Raw genomic sequence first — 16,818 nt, forward strand, 5'->3', positions numbered from 1 at the left:
ATGAGCACACAAGACGAAACGGCGAGAGACGAACTGATAGATCTGGCGGCGGAGTTCTACGACCAGTTCGCGAGCGGGGACATCCCCGAGATGACCCTGCCCACGCGAACCAAAAGCAACATCGAGTACGACCCCGAAAGCGGCGTCTGGAAGTACGGCGATCGCACCTCGACGCGGAGCGCGAACTCGGTCCGCGGGGCCCGAAAGCTGCTCAAGGCGGTCTACACCATCGAGTTCCTCGCCGACCAACTCGAGGCGGACCGCTCTTCGACGCTCCGGGAACTCTACTACCTCTCGGAGTCGTGGGACAACGAGGAAGCGCAGTTCGGCGACCAGGACGAATCGAACCAGCTCATCGAGGATCTGGAGATCGTCTCGGGAGTCACCCGCGAGGACTTCCACATGCGACCCGAAGAATCGGGTGCGACGTTGATGGGACCGATCGAGATCCGCGAGCAGACCCGCCGCGGCGAACGCGAGATCCACTGTCAAGAGGACGTCGGGGAGGGTGGCTATCAGATCCCAAATAATCCGGACATGATCGACTTTCTCGATGATGACGTCGAGTTCATCCTGTGTGTGGAGACCGGCGGGATGCGCGATCGGCTCGTCGAGAACGGCTTCGATGAGGAGTACGACTGTCTCGTCGTCCACCTCAAGGGCCAACCGGCACGAGCGACTCGCCGAATCACCAAACGACTCCACGACGAACTCGATTTACCGGTCGCCGTCTTCACTGACGGCGACCCCTGGTCGTACCGCATCTACGGATCGGTCGCATACGGCTCCATCAAGTCGGCGCACCTCTCGGAGTATCTGGCTACCCCCGAGGCGGATTTCGTCGGCATCCAGCCACGAGACATCGTGGAGTACGACCTCCCGAGTGATCCGCTCTCGGATTCGGACATCAACGCTCTCGAGTCGGAACTCGACGATCCGCGCTTTCAGACCGACTACTGGGAAGAACAGATCGAACTGCAACTCGACATCGGCAGGAAGTCCGAACAGCAGGCGCTCGCCAGCCGAGGCCTCGATTTCGTTACCGACACCTACCTCCCCGATCGGCTCGACGAGATGGGCGTTCTGTGAGTCACTTCAGGAGGTCACTCCGGCTCCTCGTCGTCGGCGTAGACGATCTCCTCGATAACGCGCCGTGAGTCGGTTCCGTCCTCGTATTTGTATCGGACACCGTCCTCCTCATCGGTCGTTGCGTTGTGTGCTCCGTCACAGAGCGGTTGCTCCTCCGAGAGACCGCACCGGCAGACGTATATCATCCCGTCATCGCCCAGATCGTCTTCGTCCAGTCGCGTCGGGCCGTTCTCGACGTGGGTCACTTCGCGTGTCATGTGTGATCACGGAACGACCGCAATCGCCCTAACCATTCCGATCGGGGCCCGTGGGCTATGCCGTTACCGTCCACTCCGTCGCGAGGAACGTCTCGATCCGATCCGTCGCCCGCTTGAGGTCCCGCATGCTCGTCGCATACGACACGCGAAGGTGTCCTTCCCCGCCGGCGCCAAAGACCGATCCGGGAACCACGGCGACGCCCTGATCCTCCAGGAGATCTGCGGCGAACGCCTCGTCGTCGCCGCCACAATCGGGGAACGCGTAGAAGGCGCCCCGGGGCTCGAAGCAGTCGAGCCCCATCTCGCGAAATCGCGAGTGAACGAACCGGCGGCGACGGTCGTACTCGTCCACCATCTCCTGGACCTCGTCGTCACACGAGCGGAGTCCCTCGATCGCGGCGTACTGCGCGGTCGTCGGGGCTGAAAGCATCGTGTACTGGTGGATCCGATTCATCGCGTCGATCGTCTCGGCGGGACCGAGCGCGTACCCGAGCCGCAGTCCAGTCATCGCGTACGCCTTCGAAAAGCCGTTTATCACGACCGTTCGCTCGCGCATTCCCGGCTGCGTCGCGATCGACGAGTGGGCACCCTCGTAGGTGAGTGCGGCGTAGATCTCGTCGGCGATCACCTGAACGTCGTGTTCACGACAGAAGGCAGCCACCTCCGCGAGTTGCTCCTCGGACATGATCGCGCCGGTCGGGTTGTTGGGGTAACACAACACGAGCGTGTCGGCCGCGCCGGCGCCGGCCGCCTCCAGGCGCTCGCGGGTGAGCGCGAAGTCGTCGGCCGCACGCGTCGGCACCGAAAGGGGTTCCCCGCCGGCCAGTTCGATGCCCGGCTCGTAGGAGATGTATGTCGGGTCGTGAACTGCGACGACGTCGCCGGGATCGACGAGCGCGCGAAATGCCAGGTCGACCGCCTCGCTCGCGCCGGTGGTGACGAGGATCTCCTCGTCGGGATCGTACAGTTGGTCGTATCGGTGATGGTGCGTTGCGATCCGCTCTCGAAGCTCGCGGAGTCCCCGGTTGGACGTATAGGAGGTTCGTCCCCGTTCGAGGGAATCGATCGCGGCCATTCGGGCCGCCCACGGTGCCGAGAAGTCGGGCTCGCCGACTCCAAGCGAGATGACGTCCTGGCGGGCCTCCGCCAACTCGAAGAACTCCCGGATCCCGGATTCGGGGAGGTCGACGACGCGATCGGAGAGTCTCATGGAGACACCGAGAGCCGATCGTCGTCGTCGCGGTCGCCAAAGCGGATCCCGCCGTCCTTGTAGGTCTCCATGATGTAGTGGGTCACTGTCTGCGTGACCTCCGGAATTGGCGCGACCTGCTCGGAGACGAATCCCGAGACGTCCTGCATCGAGTCGCCGGTCACCTCGACCGCGAAGTCGTAGTTCCCGGAGACGAGATGAAGCGCGTCAACCGCCGGAAACTTCGCGATCCGGTCCGCGATCTCCTCGTACCCCGTCTCGCGGTCGAGCGCAACGTTGAGCTCGACGATCGCCCGGACGCCGCCGTCATCGATCCGGTCCCAGTCGACGACGGCCTGATAGCCGTGGACGACTCCGCGCCGCTCGAGGTCCGCGATCGTCTCCTCGACGGCCGCCTCCTCGAGGCCGGTCTGTGCGGCAATGTCGGCAATGTCCTCTCGAGCGTTCGTCGTCAGTACGTCGAGTACCTCCCGCTCGTCGCTCATACATCAGGGATGTGACCCCGCCCTAAAAGGGATAGCGGTGGACGGGCGGGATCGCCGATACCGGCCCGTCATAGTCGAGATGCTGAGAGCGTGATCCGATCGCGGCGAGGTCGATGAACGGCAGTGTGCTACAGGAGGTCGTTTTCGGCGAGCCGATCGACCGCCTCGCGAAGCCGCGATTCGCTCGCGGCGTAGGAGATGCGCGCGTATCCCGACGCGTTGAACGCGGATCCGGGGACACAGGCCACGTGGGCCTGCTCGATGGCGGCTTCACACCACGCCTGGTCGTCGGCATCGACCGGGATCATCATGTAGAAGGCCCCGTTGGGGACGGCGACGTCGACGTCGTGTTCCTCGAGGAGATCGACGAGCAGATCACGACGCGACTCGAAGGCGTCGCGCATCTCGACGACCGCCGTCTCGACGTTCTCGATCGCCTCGATGCCGGCATGTTGGACGAAGTTGGTCGCACACGAGACCGAATGCGAGTGGAGCTTGCCGGCCTCCGAGACGAATTCCTCGGTCGCGTGCAGGTAGCCCAGTCGCCAGCCGGTCATCGAGTAGGCCTTCGAGAAGCCGTTTATCGTGACCGTACGGTCGGCCATCCCCTCGAGGGAGGCCAGCGAGGTCGGCTCGACGCCGTAGGTGATCTGTTCGTATATCTCGTCGGCAATGACGGTCACGTCGTGCTCGACGGCCAGATCGCGGACGCCCTCCAGGGCTCCCTCGGAGAAGACGGCGCCAGTCGGGTTCGACGGCGAGTTGACGATCAGAAGCTCCGTCTCGGCCGAGACGGCTTCCTCGAGTTCCGCGAGGGCGGGTTCAAGCTGGAAGTCGTGTGGTGCCAGATCGAGCCGGGTCAACTCGCCGCCGGCGAGTTTGACCATGGCCTCGTAGGACACCCAGGCCGGATCGAGCAGAACGACCTCGTCGCCGTCGTCGACGATCGTCTGGACGGTCTCATACAGTGCCTGTTTCGCGCCGGGAGTGACGATTATCTCTCCGGCGTCGGCATCGATCTCGTTGGCTCGGAGTTTCTCTGCGATCGCCGCCCGCAGGTCGGGGATCCCGTTCGAGGAAGTGTAACCCGTATGACCGGCGTCAAGAGCCTCCTTGCCGGCCTCAACGATGGGTTCGGGAGTGTCGAAGTCGGGTTCGCCGACCGAGAGGTCGACGATGTCGGCCCCCTCGGCCTCCTTTTCGGCCGCGAGGTTGGAGATCGCAAGCGTCGCGCTCGGTTCTACTCGCTGGATCCGGTCTGTGAAGTCGTAGGTCATCGTGGTGTCGTAGGTCGGTGTCGGTCTCGGTGGTTGTGTCGATGTGCGGTCTCACGGCAGCTCCGCGAGGAGATCGATCGCGGCGTGTGTCGCCTCGGAACCCTTCTCGATCCGCTCGCGAGCCTCGGCGCCGGACATGCCGGGGCCGCTGACCCCGAAGGTCACCGGCGTATCCCGTTCGAGGCTCACGTCGGTCAGCTTCTGGGCCGCCGCGGCGCCGATTACGCGGTCGTGGTCCGTGTCCCCGGTGACGATCGCGCCGACGACGACGACGGCGTCGATATCATCCCGGCGCGCCAGCCGGTCGGCCGCAAGCGGGGCGTCGTAGGAGCCGGGGACGGAGACCTCATCGACGATCTCCGCATCCCGCTCCGCTGCCGCCTCGCGGGCGGCGGCCGCCATCGGCGTCGTCACCGAGTCGTTGAACTGCGCGACCACCAGTCCCAGCGTAACCATATTCGACGGTTCGTGGCACGGCTCAAAGAAGTACCGTTCTGGCCGGAGTTCGCGTTCGTTTCGGTCGGGCCGCGGGACCGCCCCGTTGACCCGCCGGACCGCTCCGCCGGATCGAAGGGACACGGTCGAGTTGGGTCGTCTACTTCGTGGCCGTTTCGCGGAACCGCTCGCGTACCGTCTCCACTTTCGGCTGTGCGTGCATCCGACAGTAGGCGTCCTGTGGATTCTTCTCGAAGTAGTTCTGGTGTTTCTCCTCCGCGCGCCAGAACGTCTCGAGCGGTTCGATCTCCGTCACGACCGGGTCGTCGTAGCCTCCCTCGGCCTCCAGGGCCTCGACGTACGTCTCGGCCAGCTGCTGCTGTTCGTCGTCGTGAGTGAGGATGATGGATCGATACTGCGTTCCCACGTCGGGGCCCTGACGGTTCAGTTGGGTCGGATCATGGATGGTGAAAAACACCTCCAACAGCTCCTCATATTCGACCGTTTCCGGGTCGTATTCGAGTTGGACGACCTCCGCGTGGCCCGTCGTTCCCGTGCAGACTTCACGATAGGTGGGGTCGTCCATCTCGCCGCCAGCGTATCCGGAGGTGACCGACTCGACGCCCTCGATCTCCTCGACGGCCGCCTCAAGACACCAGAAACAACCTCCACCGAACGTGGCGGTCCCGTTCGATTCGTCACCCTCGTTCGCCTCGCCCCGATTCACGTCGTATGACTCGCTCATACCCAACCGTTGAGCGTGGGGACGTATCAATCCGCGGTGGCACCTCAACCGTCGGTCGATCGGTTTGAAGCGACGACCGATCGAGGCTGAAACGGCGGTCGATCGCCGTCGATCCATGACCGATCGTGGGGCGACCGGTCGCTTGTGAATAGGTGACATCCCCCCCGGCCCAAAACACTACGTTGGGCGACTCCGTATTCGGACCTGCATGCCGAACTGTAGGAACTGTGGCTCATTCGTCACCGAGCGGTACGTCCGAGTGTTCGCCCCGCCGGGACTCGACGACGTCCGGGTCTGCCCCGACTGCGAGGACAAGATCCGCGACGGTGCCGGCGTCAGGGAGGCGCGCTCCAAGCGCGTCTGACCGGCGATCGCCGTGCTACCGATCGTGCCTCCTCGCTCCACCATCACCAGTCCCGACAGGTCTCGGAGGGGCTAAGTGTCCGGCCCACCGAACCGTCCACATGCGCCGCTCCCGTCGCACGTTTCTTTCGACCGCTGGCAGCGCCGCGGCGTTCGGTCTCGCGGGTTGTCTCGGCGGCTCCGGCTCCGACGTCCCCGAGTATGACTGCGATCCCGGATCGACCGGCGAATCCGTCTCCGAACTCCCCCAGCCGGTCATCGGGGATCCGGACGCGGAGATCGTCGTTGCCTCTTTCGAGGACTTCGCGTGTCCACACTGCGCCCGGTTTCAAACGGAGGAGTTTCCGACCATCAAAGAGGAGTACGTGGATCCCGGAGCGGTTCGGTACGAACACTGGGATCTGCCGATACCGGTCGACGAGACGTGGTCGTACGGCGTCGCGAACGCGGCCCGGGGCGTTCAGGATCGCCACGGAAGCGAGGCCTTCTTCGAGTTTTCGCGAGTCGCCTTCGAACATCACGAGGAGTACTCCTGGGATGTGGTCGGCTATGCCGCCGAGGAGGCCGGCGCCGACCCATGCGCCGCGATCGCCGACGGTGAGTCCGGGACCTACGACCTGGTCCTCCAGTCCGACCGCAACGCCGGCGTCGAACGCGGCGTCGAGGCAACCCCGACGGTCTTCGTCGACGGCGATGCCGTCTCCGAGCCGACCGCGGAGGCCATTTCGGATGCGATCGACGCCGCGCGCTGATCTCCAACGGGAGACCCCACCACGCGTCGATCTCCCGTCGCCTTCCGCCGATCGCGGAGGCGAACGCGTCCGGCTTCCATTTGGACTCACGATGCCACCTGAATCCCCGATGCCACCGGGACTCTCGCCGCCGACGGAACTCCGGATCGTCACTGGTGCCCTCGATTGCCATCGATGATTCCCTCCCGTCCGTTCGTCCGTTCGTCGCTCATTCGGCCGATCGTGAGCCGGATCGTTGACTCGGTTTCCGGACCGGTTCGCCGAGTCGTGGACGGAGAGCGCCGTGGCGCAGAGAACGGCGACGCCGCCGCTCGCCGACGTCTCGCCACGGTCGTCTGGCTCGTGCTCGTCTCCCAGGTGATCGTGTATCCCGGCGTCCCCGACATCGTCGTCGCGCTCGGCGCGCCGGCGGGCGTGAGCGCGGGGATGTGGTTTCTCGTCGCGGAGTTCGCCGCCTTCGTCGCTTTTGCAGGGCCATGGGGTGCAGCAAGCGACTCGCTCGGCAGGCGAGCCCCCCTCGTCGTCGTCGGTGCGCTCGGCGGTGGATTCGCCTACCTGACGCTCGCGGCAGCCCCACATCTCGAAATCGGCTTTTCGGAAGCGCTCGTGGTCCGCGTGGTCGGTGGTGCGCTCACGATCGGCGCCTTCTCGCTTGGCGTCACCATGCTCATGGACCTCGGCGGTGGCCACGGACGGAACATGGGCGCCGCCGGCGTCGCGATCGGCCTCGGTGCAGCACTCGGGTCGGTCGTCGGCGGCGCGCTGGCCAATGTGGATCCGTTCTATCCGATCTACGCCAGCGCCGGCGTGCTCCTCACGGCGGGACTGCTCGCTTCGACGGTGACCGATCGGGTTCCCGAAACGGCGGCGATCGGACGCCAGAATGAGGACCCACACGGACTTGTCGACGACACCAAACGGGAGGGATCCGACGATGATGGCCCCGGGTTTCGGGAGGTGCTCATCCGTATACGCGCGGTTCCCGGCCTCCTGGTTCCGTTCGCGTTCGGGTTCATCGACCGGCTGACGGCCGGCTTCTTCGCGCTCGTGGGCGTCTACTACTTCCAGCAGGGCCCGTTCTCGCTTTCGGCGTTCGGTGCCGGAGTCACCCTTGCGCTGTTTTTCATCCCTTTCGCACTCCTTCAGTATCCACTCGGCGTTCTCTCCGACCGGATCGGTCGATTCTATCCGGTCGTGATCGGCTCGATCGCCTACGGCTTCGTCATCATCGCCGTCGGCCTCGCGCCGACCTATCCGATGGCTGCCGGATCGATGGTCCTTGTCGGCGTCTGTGGGGCGCTCGTCGCTCCGGCGACGATGGCGCTCGTTACGGATCTCGTCGGCGTCGACGAGCGCGGTGCGGCAATGGGACTGTTCAACGTGTTCGGCTCGCTCGGATTTTTGACGGGGTTTCTCGTCGGCGGAACCGTCACTGAGGGGTTCGACTACCTGACGGCGTTCCTCGTCGTCGGGAGCATGGAGATACTGATCGCGCTCGCACTGTTTCCCGCGGTGCGAACGATCGCTGCTCGGGTCGAGACGCCCCACCGCGAGCGGTGAGACGAGGCGTTCTCACTCGTCGCTTGCGGGTGCCTTCAGGGACGCTTCGGGTCCGTCCATCCAAACGCCACCGGTAACGTCGATCGCGTCGTTCCATTTGCCGACGACGGTAGCCACCGCCAGATCGCCGGTGACGTTGTTCGTCGTCGCGATACGCCCCAGGATCGGGTCGACGCCGGCGACGAAGCCGACCACCGAAAGCGGGAGGCCGACCTGCGTCAACACGACCGTCAACATGACGATTCCCGCCCCGGGGACGCCGGCCGTGCCGATGCTTATGAGCACTGCAACTACGAGAACGAGCACCTGCTCCGTCAACGCCAGCGGCTGACCGACGACGTTCGCGGCGAAGACGACCGTGATCGCCTGTCGGATCGCGGCGCCGTCCATGTTTGCGGTCGCGCCCACGGGCAACGCGAACGAGTAGACCCGCTCGTCGATCCGGAGGCCCTCCTCGGCGTTTGTCATCGTCACCGGGAGGGTTCCACTTGAGGATCGCGTCGCGAAGGCGGTCACCATTGCGTCCTTTGCGCCCGTGAGAAAGGCGATCGGAGGAAGATCCGAGACGATCATCATTAACACGAACAGGTAGGTGAACGTGATGTGGATGACCACCGCGATCGCGACCGCGAGGACGAGTTCGCCGAGCGAGGAGAACACGCCGATCCCTTCCGTGCCGATTCCCGCCGCCATCAGCGCGAAGACGCCGATCACGCCGTACTCCAGGACGCCACGGACCACGACGAACATCGCCTCGGCCCCGACCTCGAAAGCCTCGAACAGGGAGTCGACGCTTTCGGCGTATTCCTCCTTGTTGGCGCGGACGTAGGTCAACGCGATCCCGAAGACGATGGCGAAAAAGACCGTCCCGAGCAGGTTCCCCTCCGCCATGGCTGTCACAGGATTGCTCGGGACGATACCGAGAACGACCTCCGTCAGCGAGGGCGGTGACTGTGATTCGGCGGCTCCGCCGACGAACTCGACACCCCGCCCCGGTTGAAGCACGTTCGCGACCGCGAGCCCGATCACCCCCGCGATCGTCGTCGTGACGGCGTACAGTCCCACCGTTGCGCCCCCGATCCGACCGAGTCGTGCCGGCGAGAGCTGTCGGACCCCGGTGATCAGGGTAAAGACGATGATCGGGACCACGAGCATGTTGAGAAGTCGGAGAAAGACTTCTCCGAGCGGCTCGACGATCGCCATCCGCTCGCCGAAGGCGATCCCGGCCGCCGACCCGAGGACGAACGCGATCGCGATCCGGTAGATAAGCCCGACCGATCGATACCGCTGCCAGAAGGATGAGAGCGTGCCGGCCATACGGGATCGATGACGATCCCGTTTTAAAGTCGCGCGCTTACCGTCCGTTTCTGCGGGTATCTCGGAGTGCGGATCGCCTTACGGTGCCGGCGAGAGACGATCGACGACCGCCTCATCATCGACGACGAGGTTGTAGGCTCCCTCATCGTCATTCCAGAGCACGAGCGCGTTCTCGATCGCGAGCACGGCGCCGTATCCAGTCTCCGAGAGCGCCCGGTTCAACGACGTTTCGCGGGTGCATACTGCGTAGTGATCGACCGATTGTGAGCCGTCGCCGATCCGGTATATCGGATTGCCGCCCTCGGACAGATCGTGGCTCAACTTGACCGCGAGGAGGTTCACGCGGTCGGTGACGTGGTCGTCCGTTTCCGCCATCCGCATGTGTCGATCCTCGTTGGCACGAATGTCGACGCGTCGGGTTCCGTCGGTCCGGAGGATCGAGTAGGCGAACTGGACGTCGACGTTCACGAACTCGCCGGGCTCGTCGGTCGGCCCGCGAGCGGCGACCTCGTCGAGGCGGCGCTGGAACGGCGGGACTGCGAGGTCGGGACGAACGTCGAAAGACCATCCCCGATCGCTGGGAGACGCGTCCGGCCAGAGGCGCAGCGTCGGGCTATAGACGGTCGCGGATGGGGCGTCTCCCTCCGCGTCTCCGCGCTTCCGTTTCGGCGTGGTGACCGCGCGTTCGATCTCTCGGAGCCCGATCGCCGTGTTCCTATCCGCCGGCGCGATCGCGATCACCGATCCGTCCCTCGCCATCGCCTCCAGTGCCGCCTCGACGACGGCGATCGGGTCCGAAAGCTCCGAGAGAACGTTCCCGAACACCACGAGATCGAAGGGGTCCGAGACCGCATTCGGTTCGTCCGTCCCCTCCATGCCGTCCGCTCCGTTCCCTTCGAGACCGAAGAACGACTCGGCCGTCTCACGACGGATCGTCGTCCGGAAGTTCCGCCCGGTCTCTTCGAGAAGGTCGGCGAGCACGTCCGCGGCGGCACTCGGTTCGACGGCCACGTACTCGACGAGGGCATCCGACGGCAGGTAGTCGTGAAGGCCCAGGGCCGGTCCGCCGACCCCGGCGCCGACGTCGAGCACGCGGAGCCGTCGATCGAGTTGGCCGTTCCCCGCCAGGTCGTCGAGGACGTATCCGATCGCCGCATAGTAATCCGCGAGGTGGTAGATCGCGTATCCCAACGCTGCAATGCGGTCGTATTCGACGTCGTTTTGGTGGTAGTAGTCCCGCTTGAGCCGGCGAATGGCCTCCCGAAGTTCGTCTCCGGATTCCCCGTCGTGCCAGTTTGCGCCGAACTCGGCGACCAACCGGTCCTCAAGGGCGAACGCGTACCCCTCCGGGAGTTCCGTGGGGGTCCACCTGGGCGGCGAGACCGGTTCGTCATCTACCGGTATGAACGTGCCGTCCTCGCGTTCGAGAAGTCCCAGATCGTAGGCCTCCTCACGGAGGATCCGTTTGACCACTCCGGGATGAGCCCCATCCTCGATGTACTCCGCGATCTCTTCGGGGTCGATCGGTCGAACGCGCCGGAGGTATCTCGCGTTGTCGCGGACGGCGTCCCTATCGATCATGACTGCCACACGTCGTTCACCGTCGTCGCTTCCCATCTCTCGATCCTCGTCCGGGTGGCTCTCGTCGCCCGGAAGTCACTTGCCGTCCGGTGGTCCCTCGCCGTCCGGTGGGTCTCCTCGGTCCGATGGCCCCTCGTCGTCGCGTTCGTGATCGTCATTGAGTTCTCCGTAGTCATCCGTGGGTTTCGCCCATCGTCGGTCGTCCTCTTCTCTCGTGGTTCGTCTTCATCTCGTCCGTACTGGTTCGTCTTCGGCTCGCCCGTGATAGTTCGTCTCCCCGTTCCCGTGGTCGGTCATCGATCGTCTCCCGTCGTCGATCGTCACCCGTGTCGATCGCGACCGGGATCGTCGCCACGGGCTCGTTCGTACAGTTCGGTGAACTCCTCGAAGTCCGCCGCTGCGATCTCCGATGCGGCGTCGGCCACCTCGTCGGCGCCGTCGAAGGCGCGCTGGATCTCCGCGTACACCTCCGGTGCGCCCTCCGTCACGGTGTCAGCGAGGTCATCGAGGGTCGCCGAGACCGGCGTGTGAAACTCCTCGCGGACGTCGTTGCCGGCGAGACGCCAGGCGAGTATCGCCGTATGGGCACCCGCCTGTATCGTCTCCATCGCGTCGTCGTGTTCGGCCGCCGTGGTCTCGAAGACGTCATTTCCGCCCGCCTCGATCGCCTCGATCATCACGTCGACCGTCGGACCCTCTTCGTCGATGACCGCCGCGACGTTTCCGGGGACGCGCGGTGGTGCAAAAAGCGGATGCAGGCTGGCCCGCTCGATCGACGGATCGAGATGCTCGCGCATTGCCGTGATCGGCTCACGCATCGCCCCCGAGACGTCGACCATAGCCCGGTCGACGGTCGGCGCGTACGCCGCGATTGCCTGCTCAACTCCCGAGATGGGAACGGCCAGACAGACGGCCTCGAACGTCGGCGGATCCACGGGGTCGACGATCGAATCCGGGTCCATTGCCCGTGCATCACGCACGTTCGCGGCGGAGCGTGCACGTTCCGGCTCGAGGTCGGTGAAGGTGACGGAGACTGCCGGATCGGTCGCCACGGACGTGACCGTGTCGGCGATCCATCGCCCCATCTCACCGGCGCCGACGACGAGTAGCTCCATCGGTTACCTCGACTTTCGGTGGCGGCGCTTAAAGAGGTTCGACTTGACGGGGTCGCTCGGGGACGTCCCGACCGATTTCCACAGAGCCTTACGTCCTGACGACGACCCACCGGTATGGCCGAAACCGAGACCTACACCGTGACCGGACCGAACGGCAACGAGGACACAGTCGAGCTCCCCGTGGGGCTCGTCGACATGCTTTCGGACCACGGCGAGGAGCCGACCCGAGTCGTCACCGATGTCCTGTTGAACGTGATGGCCCAGCAGGCGCACGCGATCACCCACCACTCGGAGGGAGATGTGCCCGAGGACGTCCAGGACATCAACGACACGGCGGCGGAACTCTTCGAGGAGCGGTTCGGCGAGTCGCTCGAGGACGCGCTCGGTCACTCGCACTGATCGTCCGACTCGATCCGAGACCCGTTCTTTTGAGGTTACCTCTCGAGACTCGTTCTTGGGACTCGTTCTTTCGAGACTCCGTCGAGTCGAGCCACACCTCCGTCTCGAACTGCCATTCAGTAGCGTCAAACTGCCACTCCTTGGCACCAAACCGCACCCGACGTCAGGCCCTCAGCGTCGAAAACGCCCGAGGAATGTCGGATTCCCCACGTGGGGAGTCGATCCCTCCACGTGAGCCGGTCGCTCCGGTGTCTGTTCGTGACTCCGGGGAGAGGCCGATCGCGAACCTCCGCGACGGTCTATTAATCCAACACTACTAGATACGATTTCTTATTAAAATACACTGTACAGATAATAACATTCATTACCGAGGACGTCCGATCAATGGATATGGGACGGACACGACGCGAGGTGCTTTCGGGAACTGCGGGGGCGCTCGCCACCGGTGCGTTTGCCGGATGTACGGGCCGGCTGCAGGAGATCGCGGGCGAGGAGACGCTCGAGGACGGCGGCTATGCGGCCTTCTTCACGCTTTTCGATTTCGCTCGGCACGTCGGCGGCGAGACCTTCGCGTTCGAGAACCCGGTTCCGGTGGGGACGATGGGCCATCGCTACGAGCCCGGACCGGATCTGGCCACCGAGGTCGCTTCGCATCAGGCGTTCGTCTACCTGGATGTCGAGGGGTTCCAGCGGTGGGCACTCGACGCCGCCGAGGCGATCGAACGCGATCACCCATCAGTCCAGCTCATCGACGCCCTGGAAGGGATCGAGCTTCGTGAGTACGACAACGAAAACGCCCACACGGAGAACGAGAACACACACACGGACGACGCGAATACCGCCACGGACGACGCGAACACCGACACGGACGATCACGATGACGAGACGGATGACCGTCTCGGCGATTTCGACCCGCACTACTGGACCGACCCGGTCCTCGCCGCCGAAAGCGTCGAGAACGTGATCGCGGGCCTTCAGGAAGCCGATCCGGAAAACGAGGACGTCTACGCCGAAAACGGCGAGGCCTACCTCGACCGTCTCGATGAGCTCCATCGAACCTTCGAGACGGGCCTTGCCGATCGCGACCACGACGTCGTCGTTGTCGCCGCACACGACTCCTACCAGTATCTCGCCGAACGTTACGGCCTTCGCATCCACTCCCCACAGGGCGTCTCGCCGCACGCACAGCCGAGCCAGGAGGAGATCTCCGAGACGATCGAGTTGATCGACCGGAACGGAATCGACGTCGTTCTCGCAGATCACTTCGAGTCGGCCGATCTGGCGAATACCATCGTCCGGGACTCGAATGCCTCGGAGGTACAGCGCATCTCTCCGGCTGAGGGAACCACCGTCGAGTGGAACGAGCGGGGCTGGGGATATATCGAACAGATGGAAAACATAAACCTTCCGGCGCTGCAAGCTGCAGTTGGGATCAACGCGTGAATACGGTCGTTTCGGTTCGGGACGTCACCTACACCTACGGCGACACCGTCGCCATCGACGACGTCTCGCTCGACGTCGCGGACGGCGAATTCCTCGGGCTCATCGGCCCGAACGGCTCGGGTAAGACCACCCTCCTCCACCTGATGCTCGGTCTGCTCGACCCCGATTCGGGAGAAATCCGGCTGTTCGGCGAACCGGTCTCCTCCTTCGAGGACGGCCACCGGATCGGCTACGTCGCCCAGCAGGCCACCCAGAAGGGCTCGACGATGCCGGTCACCGTCGAGGAGGTCGTCGAGATGGGTCGGTATCCACTTCGTGGCTCCGAGCGGTTTCGATCGGAGGACCACCGGATCGTGGAGGACGCGATGGAACGCGTCGACGTGATCGACCTCCGTCATCGCCGCATAAACGCCCTCTCGGGCGGCCAGCGCCAGCGCGCCTACATCGCCCGAGCACTCGCTTCGGAGGCCGACCTTCTGGCGCTCGACGAGCCGACCGTCGGCGTCGATGCTGAATCTCGCGACCGGTTCTACGGACTGTTGGACGAGCTCAACGACGATGGGATCACGATCGTCCTGATCGAACACGACATCGGCGTGGTGACCGATCGCGCCGAACGGATCGCGTGTCTCAATCGCGAGCTGTATCACCACGGCGACACGGAATCGTTCGTCGAAAGCGACGCGCTCGAACGCGCCTATGGGACGACCGGCACGGTCGTTCATCACCACCACTGAGGCGACCGAGGACGATACTTCCAGCATGCACCACGATACCACTCGCTTTCGACTGCTGCGTGGAGTGATCGCGGTCGTTGCGGTCTTCGTTGCGTTCCTGCTCGCGTTCATGGTGAGCGACGGACTTGCGACCGTCGGTCTTCCGGGCGGCGGCTTCGCCGAATTCGTCGTGCTTGCGGGACGCGCGTTCGGGGCCATGACTGGCATCGAACTGTTCGCGTTCCGGTTCGTCTGGTACTCGCTCGTCACCGGCGCGCTCATCGGCGTCGTCGGGCCGCTCGTCGGGATGTATATCGTCCACCGCGAGATGGCGCTCATCGGCGAGACACTTGCACACACGGCCTTCGCGGGCGTCGCGGTCGGATTGCTCGTTGCGAGCACCACGGATTGGTCGGCGCCGCTTTTGCTCTCGGCGCTCGTCGCCGCCGTCCTCGGCGCCTTCGCCGTCGAGTGGCTGGCCGAACACGCCGCTGCCTACGGCGATGTCCCCATCGCGATCATGCTCACCGGGTCGTTCGCGCTCGGCACGGTCGTCATCTCGTGGGGCGGCGGTTTCTCGGGGTTGAACATCGACTCATTCCTGTTCGGGAACATCTCGTTCGTTCCGGTCGGCGGCGCCTGGTTGATGATCGTCATCTCGGCGTTCGTGCTTGCGACCATCGCGACCCGGTATAAACAGCTTCTATACGTTACCTTCGACGAGCAAGCGGCACGCGTTGCCCGCCTCAACGTCTCCTCGTACAACACGCTGATCATCGTCCTCACGGCGCTCGTCGTCGTCGGATCCATGCAGGTGCTTGGGGTGATCCTCGTCGCCGCGATGCTCGTCGTTCCGACGGCGGCCGCCTCACAGGTCGCATCGAGCTTTCGAGAGGCACTTTACCTCGCCGTGCTCGTCGGTGAGGTATCCGTAATATCGGGGCTGCTCGTCGGCTACGTCTCCGGGCTTCCGGCCGGCGGCACGATCGTCCTGATCGCCATCGCATGGTACGTGATCGCCGTCGTCTCAGATCGGGGCGTCCCGTCGGCAACACGGTGACGGCCTCCACATCCTTTTAGGTGTTCTCCGCCGTAGATCCCTCAATGAGTCAAAAGCCGACGGTCGCCGAGTATATGACACGCGAGGTGAGGACGGTCTCGCCCGACGACACGATCGGCGAGGTGGCCCAGCAGATCGTTGAAAACGAGGGCCACAATGGCTTTCCTGTTACGAACGGCCGCACCGTCGAAGGATTTGTTTCGGCGCGCGATCTCCTGTTGGCGGATGCGGAAGCCCAGATATTCACCGTGATGAGCGACGAGCTGATCGTGGCCCATCCGGACATGGCCATCACCGACGTCGCTCGGGTGATCCTCCGCTCCGGGATCCAGAAGCTTCCGGTCGTCAACGACGCGGGCAATCTCGTCGGCATCATCTCGAACACCGACGTCGTCCGATCGCAGATCGAACGTGCCACGCCCGGAAAGGTCGGAAAGCTGATGCGAACGCTCGAACAGATCCACGATGTCGAACTCGAGGAGGATCGCCGAATGGTCCGTCTCGACCGGCTCACGCCCACCCAGGAGCGCGTCTACGCCGACGAGCTCGAGGGACGAAAATACGAGCTTGAAAACGGGCTTGCAGAGCCCCTCGTCGTGATCGACAACGACGGCGAGCTGTTTCTTGCCGACGGCCACCATCGCGTGATGGCGGCCGAGGACATCGGTCTCGAGGAGATGGATGCCTACGTCGTCGTCCTCGCGGAACGAGTCGAGCTTGGCATGGCCAAGACCGCCCGTGAAGCCGGCCTCGATTCGCTTTCCGACGTCGAGATCGTCGATTACGCTCGCCACCCGCTCGTCGAGACGACGAAGCGGCTGCAGTGATCGCGGAGGTCGAAACGATCAAGGGGGGAGGGTCGCAGTGAGACCGAAGCGGTTGAAGTAAATTCGATTTGACACGAATGAGCGTTTCCGGGGGCTGACACCAGGGCAGTTCTCGCGAGTGGGTTGGACCCGTCCCGAATCGGAGGGCATCGCTCGGTTGCCCGTCGTACTCGTCTTTTCGTCACCG

General features: G+C 64.4%; 19 protein-coding genes. 10 read left to right on the forward strand and 9 right to left on the reverse strand.

The features are described from left to right. Positions 1-1,089, forward strand: coding sequence for a DNA topoisomerase IV subunit A (locus ACERIT_RS12455; RefSeq protein ID WP_373675185.1), 1,089 nt, complete (start codon positions 1-3; stop codon positions 1,087-1,089). A gap of 14 nt (positions 1,090-1,103) precedes the next feature. On the opposite strand, the gene ACERIT_RS12460 is transcribed toward ACERIT_RS12455, so the two are convergent. From ACERIT_RS12460 to msrA, 6 genes are all read right to left on the reverse strand, one after another. Beyond that, positions 1,104-1,346 (reverse strand): CDGSH iron-sulfur domain-containing protein, encoded by a 243-nt coding sequence (locus tag ACERIT_RS12460; protein WP_373675186.1) that lies wholly within the window; start codon positions 1,344-1,346, stop codon positions 1,104-1,106. A 55-nt stretch (positions 1,347-1,401) separates the two neighbouring features. Further along, complete coding sequence (locus ACERIT_RS12465) at positions 1,402-2,556, reverse strand: pyridoxal phosphate-dependent aminotransferase (RefSeq protein ID WP_373675187.1); 1,155 nt, start codon at positions 2,554-2,556, stop codon at positions 1,402-1,404. Further along, positions 2,553-3,041 carry an Lrp/AsnC family transcriptional regulator gene (locus ACERIT_RS12470; RefSeq protein WP_373675188.1) on the reverse strand — a complete coding sequence of 163 codons (489 nt, stop codon included), beginning with the start codon at positions 3,039-3,041 and terminating at the stop codon, positions 2,553-2,555. Before ACERIT_RS12470 ends, ACERIT_RS12465 begins: the two co-directional genes overlap by 4 nt. A gap of 128 nt (positions 3,042-3,169) precedes the next feature. Next, positions 3,170-4,318, reverse strand: a complete 1,149-nt coding sequence (locus ACERIT_RS12475) for a pyridoxal phosphate-dependent aminotransferase (protein ID WP_373675189.1) — start codon at positions 4,316-4,318, stop codon at positions 3,170-3,172. Positions 4,319-4,369: 51 nt separating this feature from the next. Then, positions 4,370-4,774, reverse strand: coding sequence for a 6,7-dimethyl-8-ribityllumazine synthase (ribH, locus tag ACERIT_RS12480; protein ID WP_373675190.1), 405 nt, complete (start codon positions 4,772-4,774; stop codon positions 4,370-4,372). 139 nt (positions 4,775-4,913) lie between these two features. Further along, positions 4,914-5,498 carry a peptide-methionine (S)-S-oxide reductase MsrA gene (gene msrA, locus ACERIT_RS12485; RefSeq protein WP_373675191.1) on the reverse strand — a complete coding sequence of 195 codons (585 nt, stop codon included), beginning with the start codon at positions 5,496-5,498 and terminating at the stop codon, positions 4,914-4,916. A gap of 208 nt (positions 5,499-5,706) precedes the next feature. On the opposite strand from msrA, the gene ACERIT_RS12490 reads away from it, so the two are divergent. The 4 genes from ACERIT_RS12490 (at position 5,707) to ACERIT_RS12505 (ending at position 8,173) form a co-directional block, all read left to right on the forward strand. Next, on the forward strand, positions 5,707-5,862 hold the full coding sequence (locus ACERIT_RS12490) for a hypothetical protein (protein ID WP_373675192.1): 156 nt from the start codon (positions 5,707-5,709) through the stop codon (positions 5,860-5,862). Between the two features lie 100 nt (positions 5,863-5,962). After that, entirely contained in the window at positions 5,963-6,613 is a 651-nt protein-coding gene (locus ACERIT_RS12495; protein WP_373675193.1) for a thioredoxin domain-containing protein, read from the forward strand. Beyond that, complete coding sequence (locus tag ACERIT_RS12500) at positions 6,591-6,791, forward strand: hypothetical protein (protein WP_373675194.1); 201 nt, start codon at positions 6,591-6,593, stop codon at positions 6,789-6,791. The genes ACERIT_RS12495 and ACERIT_RS12500 overlap by 23 nt, the downstream gene beginning before the upstream one ends. An 89-nt stretch (positions 6,792-6,880) precedes the next feature. Further along, the gene (locus tag ACERIT_RS12505) at positions 6,881-8,173 is read left to right on the forward strand and encodes an MFS transporter (protein WP_373675227.1); all 1,293 of its coding nucleotides are present in this window, start codon (positions 6,881-6,883) and stop codon (positions 8,171-8,173) included. A 12-nt stretch (positions 8,174-8,185) separates the two neighbouring features. On the opposite strand, the gene ACERIT_RS12510 is transcribed toward ACERIT_RS12505, so the two are convergent. The 3 genes from ACERIT_RS12510 to ACERIT_RS12520 all read right to left on the reverse strand — a co-directional run bounded on the left by ACERIT_RS12510 (position 8,186) and on the right by ACERIT_RS12520 (position 12,186). Then, positions 8,186-9,490, reverse strand: a complete 1,305-nt coding sequence (locus ACERIT_RS12510) for a dicarboxylate/amino acid:cation symporter (RefSeq protein WP_373675195.1) — start codon at positions 9,488-9,490, stop codon at positions 8,186-8,188. 78 nt (positions 9,491-9,568) lie between these two features. Beyond that, positions 9,569-11,071, reverse strand: coding sequence for a small ribosomal subunit Rsm22 family protein (locus tag ACERIT_RS12515; protein ID WP_373675228.1), 1,503 nt, complete (start codon positions 11,069-11,071; stop codon positions 9,569-9,571). Positions 11,072-11,391: 320 nt separating this feature from the next. Further along, positions 11,392-12,186, reverse strand: coding sequence for a prephenate dehydrogenase (locus tag ACERIT_RS12520; protein ID WP_373675196.1), 795 nt, complete (start codon positions 12,184-12,186; stop codon positions 11,392-11,394). Positions 12,187-12,300: 114 nt separating this feature from the next. Here ACERIT_RS12520 and ACERIT_RS12525 point away from each other — a divergent pair, with 114 nt between their 5' ends. The 5 genes from ACERIT_RS12525 (at position 12,301) to ACERIT_RS12545 (ending at position 16,631) form a co-directional block, all read left to right on the forward strand. Further along, positions 12,301-12,585, forward strand: coding sequence for a hypothetical protein (locus ACERIT_RS12525; protein WP_373675197.1), 285 nt, complete (start codon positions 12,301-12,303; stop codon positions 12,583-12,585). Between the two features lie 390 nt (positions 12,586-12,975). Then, on the forward strand, positions 12,976-14,028 hold the full coding sequence (locus ACERIT_RS12530) for a metal ABC transporter substrate-binding protein (RefSeq protein WP_373675198.1): 1,053 nt from the start codon (positions 12,976-12,978) through the stop codon (positions 14,026-14,028). Further along, on the forward strand, positions 14,025-14,765 hold the full coding sequence (locus tag ACERIT_RS12535; protein WP_373675199.1) for a metal ABC transporter ATP-binding protein: 741 nt from the start codon (positions 14,025-14,027) through the stop codon (positions 14,763-14,765). Before ACERIT_RS12530 ends, ACERIT_RS12535 begins: the two co-directional genes overlap by 4 nt. Positions 14,766-14,790: 25 nt before the next feature. After that, the gene (locus tag ACERIT_RS12540; protein ID WP_373675200.1) at positions 14,791-15,804 is read left to right on the forward strand and encodes a metal ABC transporter permease; all 1,014 of its coding nucleotides are present in this window, start codon (positions 14,791-14,793) and stop codon (positions 15,802-15,804) included. 44 nt (positions 15,805-15,848) lie between these two features. Further along, on the forward strand, positions 15,849-16,631 hold the full coding sequence (locus tag ACERIT_RS12545) for a CBS pair associated ParBc domain-containing protein (RefSeq protein ID WP_373675201.1): 783 nt from the start codon (positions 15,849-15,851) through the stop codon (positions 16,629-16,631). Positions 16,632-16,818 lie beyond the last annotated feature (187 nt).

This window comes from Halopenitus sp. H-Gu1 (assembly GCF_041821145.1).
Classification (GTDB): Archaea; Halobacteriota; Halobacteria; order Halobacteriales; family Haloferacaceae; genus Halopenitus.

Excerpts from the sequence above, each read along its gene's own strand:
- ACERIT_RS12455 (WP_373675185.1), top strand. The coding sequence starts at position 1 with ATGAGCACACAAGACGAAACGGCGAGAGACGAACTGATAGATCTGGCG.
- ACERIT_RS12460 (WP_373675186.1), bottom strand. The coding sequence starts at position 1,346 with ATGACACGCGAAGTGACCCACGTCGAGAACGGCCCGACGCGACTGGAC.
- ACERIT_RS12465 (WP_373675187.1), bottom strand. The coding sequence starts at position 2,556 with ATGAGACTCTCCGATCGCGTCGTCGACCTCCCCGAATCCGGGATCCGG.
- ACERIT_RS12470 (WP_373675188.1), bottom strand. The coding sequence starts at position 3,041 with ATGAGCGACGAGCGGGAGGTACTCGACGTACTGACGACGAACGCTCGA.
- ACERIT_RS12475 (WP_373675189.1), bottom strand. The coding sequence starts at position 4,318 with ATGACCTACGACTTCACAGACCGGATCCAGCGAGTAGAACCGAGCGCG.
- ribH (WP_373675190.1), bottom strand. The coding sequence starts at position 4,774 with ATGGTTACGCTGGGACTGGTGGTCGCGCAGTTCAACGACTCGGTGACG.
- msrA (WP_373675191.1), bottom strand. The coding sequence starts at position 5,498 with ATGAGCGAGTCATACGACGTGAATCGGGGCGAGGCGAACGAGGGTGAC.
- ACERIT_RS12490 (WP_373675192.1), top strand. The coding sequence starts at position 5,707 with ATGCCGAACTGTAGGAACTGTGGCTCATTCGTCACCGAGCGGTACGTC.
- ACERIT_RS12495 (WP_373675193.1), top strand. The coding sequence starts at position 5,963 with ATGCGCCGCTCCCGTCGCACGTTTCTTTCGACCGCTGGCAGCGCCGCG.
- ACERIT_RS12500 (WP_373675194.1), top strand. The coding sequence starts at position 6,591 with ATGCGATCGACGCCGCGCGCTGATCTCCAACGGGAGACCCCACCACGC.
- ACERIT_RS12510 (WP_373675195.1), bottom strand. The coding sequence starts at position 9,490 with ATGGCCGGCACGCTCTCATCCTTCTGGCAGCGGTATCGATCGGTCGGG.
- ACERIT_RS12515 (WP_373675228.1), bottom strand. The coding sequence starts at position 11,071 with ATGATCGATAGGGACGCCGTCCGCGACAACGCGAGATACCTCCGGCGC.
- ACERIT_RS12520 (WP_373675196.1), bottom strand. The coding sequence starts at position 12,186 with ATGGAGCTACTCGTCGTCGGCGCCGGTGAGATGGGGCGATGGATCGCC.
- ACERIT_RS12525 (WP_373675197.1), top strand. The coding sequence starts at position 12,301 with ATGGCCGAAACCGAGACCTACACCGTGACCGGACCGAACGGCAACGAG.
- ACERIT_RS12530 (WP_373675198.1), top strand. The coding sequence starts at position 12,976 with ATGGGACGGACACGACGCGAGGTGCTTTCGGGAACTGCGGGGGCGCTC.
- ACERIT_RS12540 (WP_373675200.1), top strand. The coding sequence starts at position 14,791 with ATGCACCACGATACCACTCGCTTTCGACTGCTGCGTGGAGTGATCGCG.
- ACERIT_RS12545 (WP_373675201.1), top strand. The coding sequence starts at position 15,849 with ATGAGTCAAAAGCCGACGGTCGCCGAGTATATGACACGCGAGGTGAGG.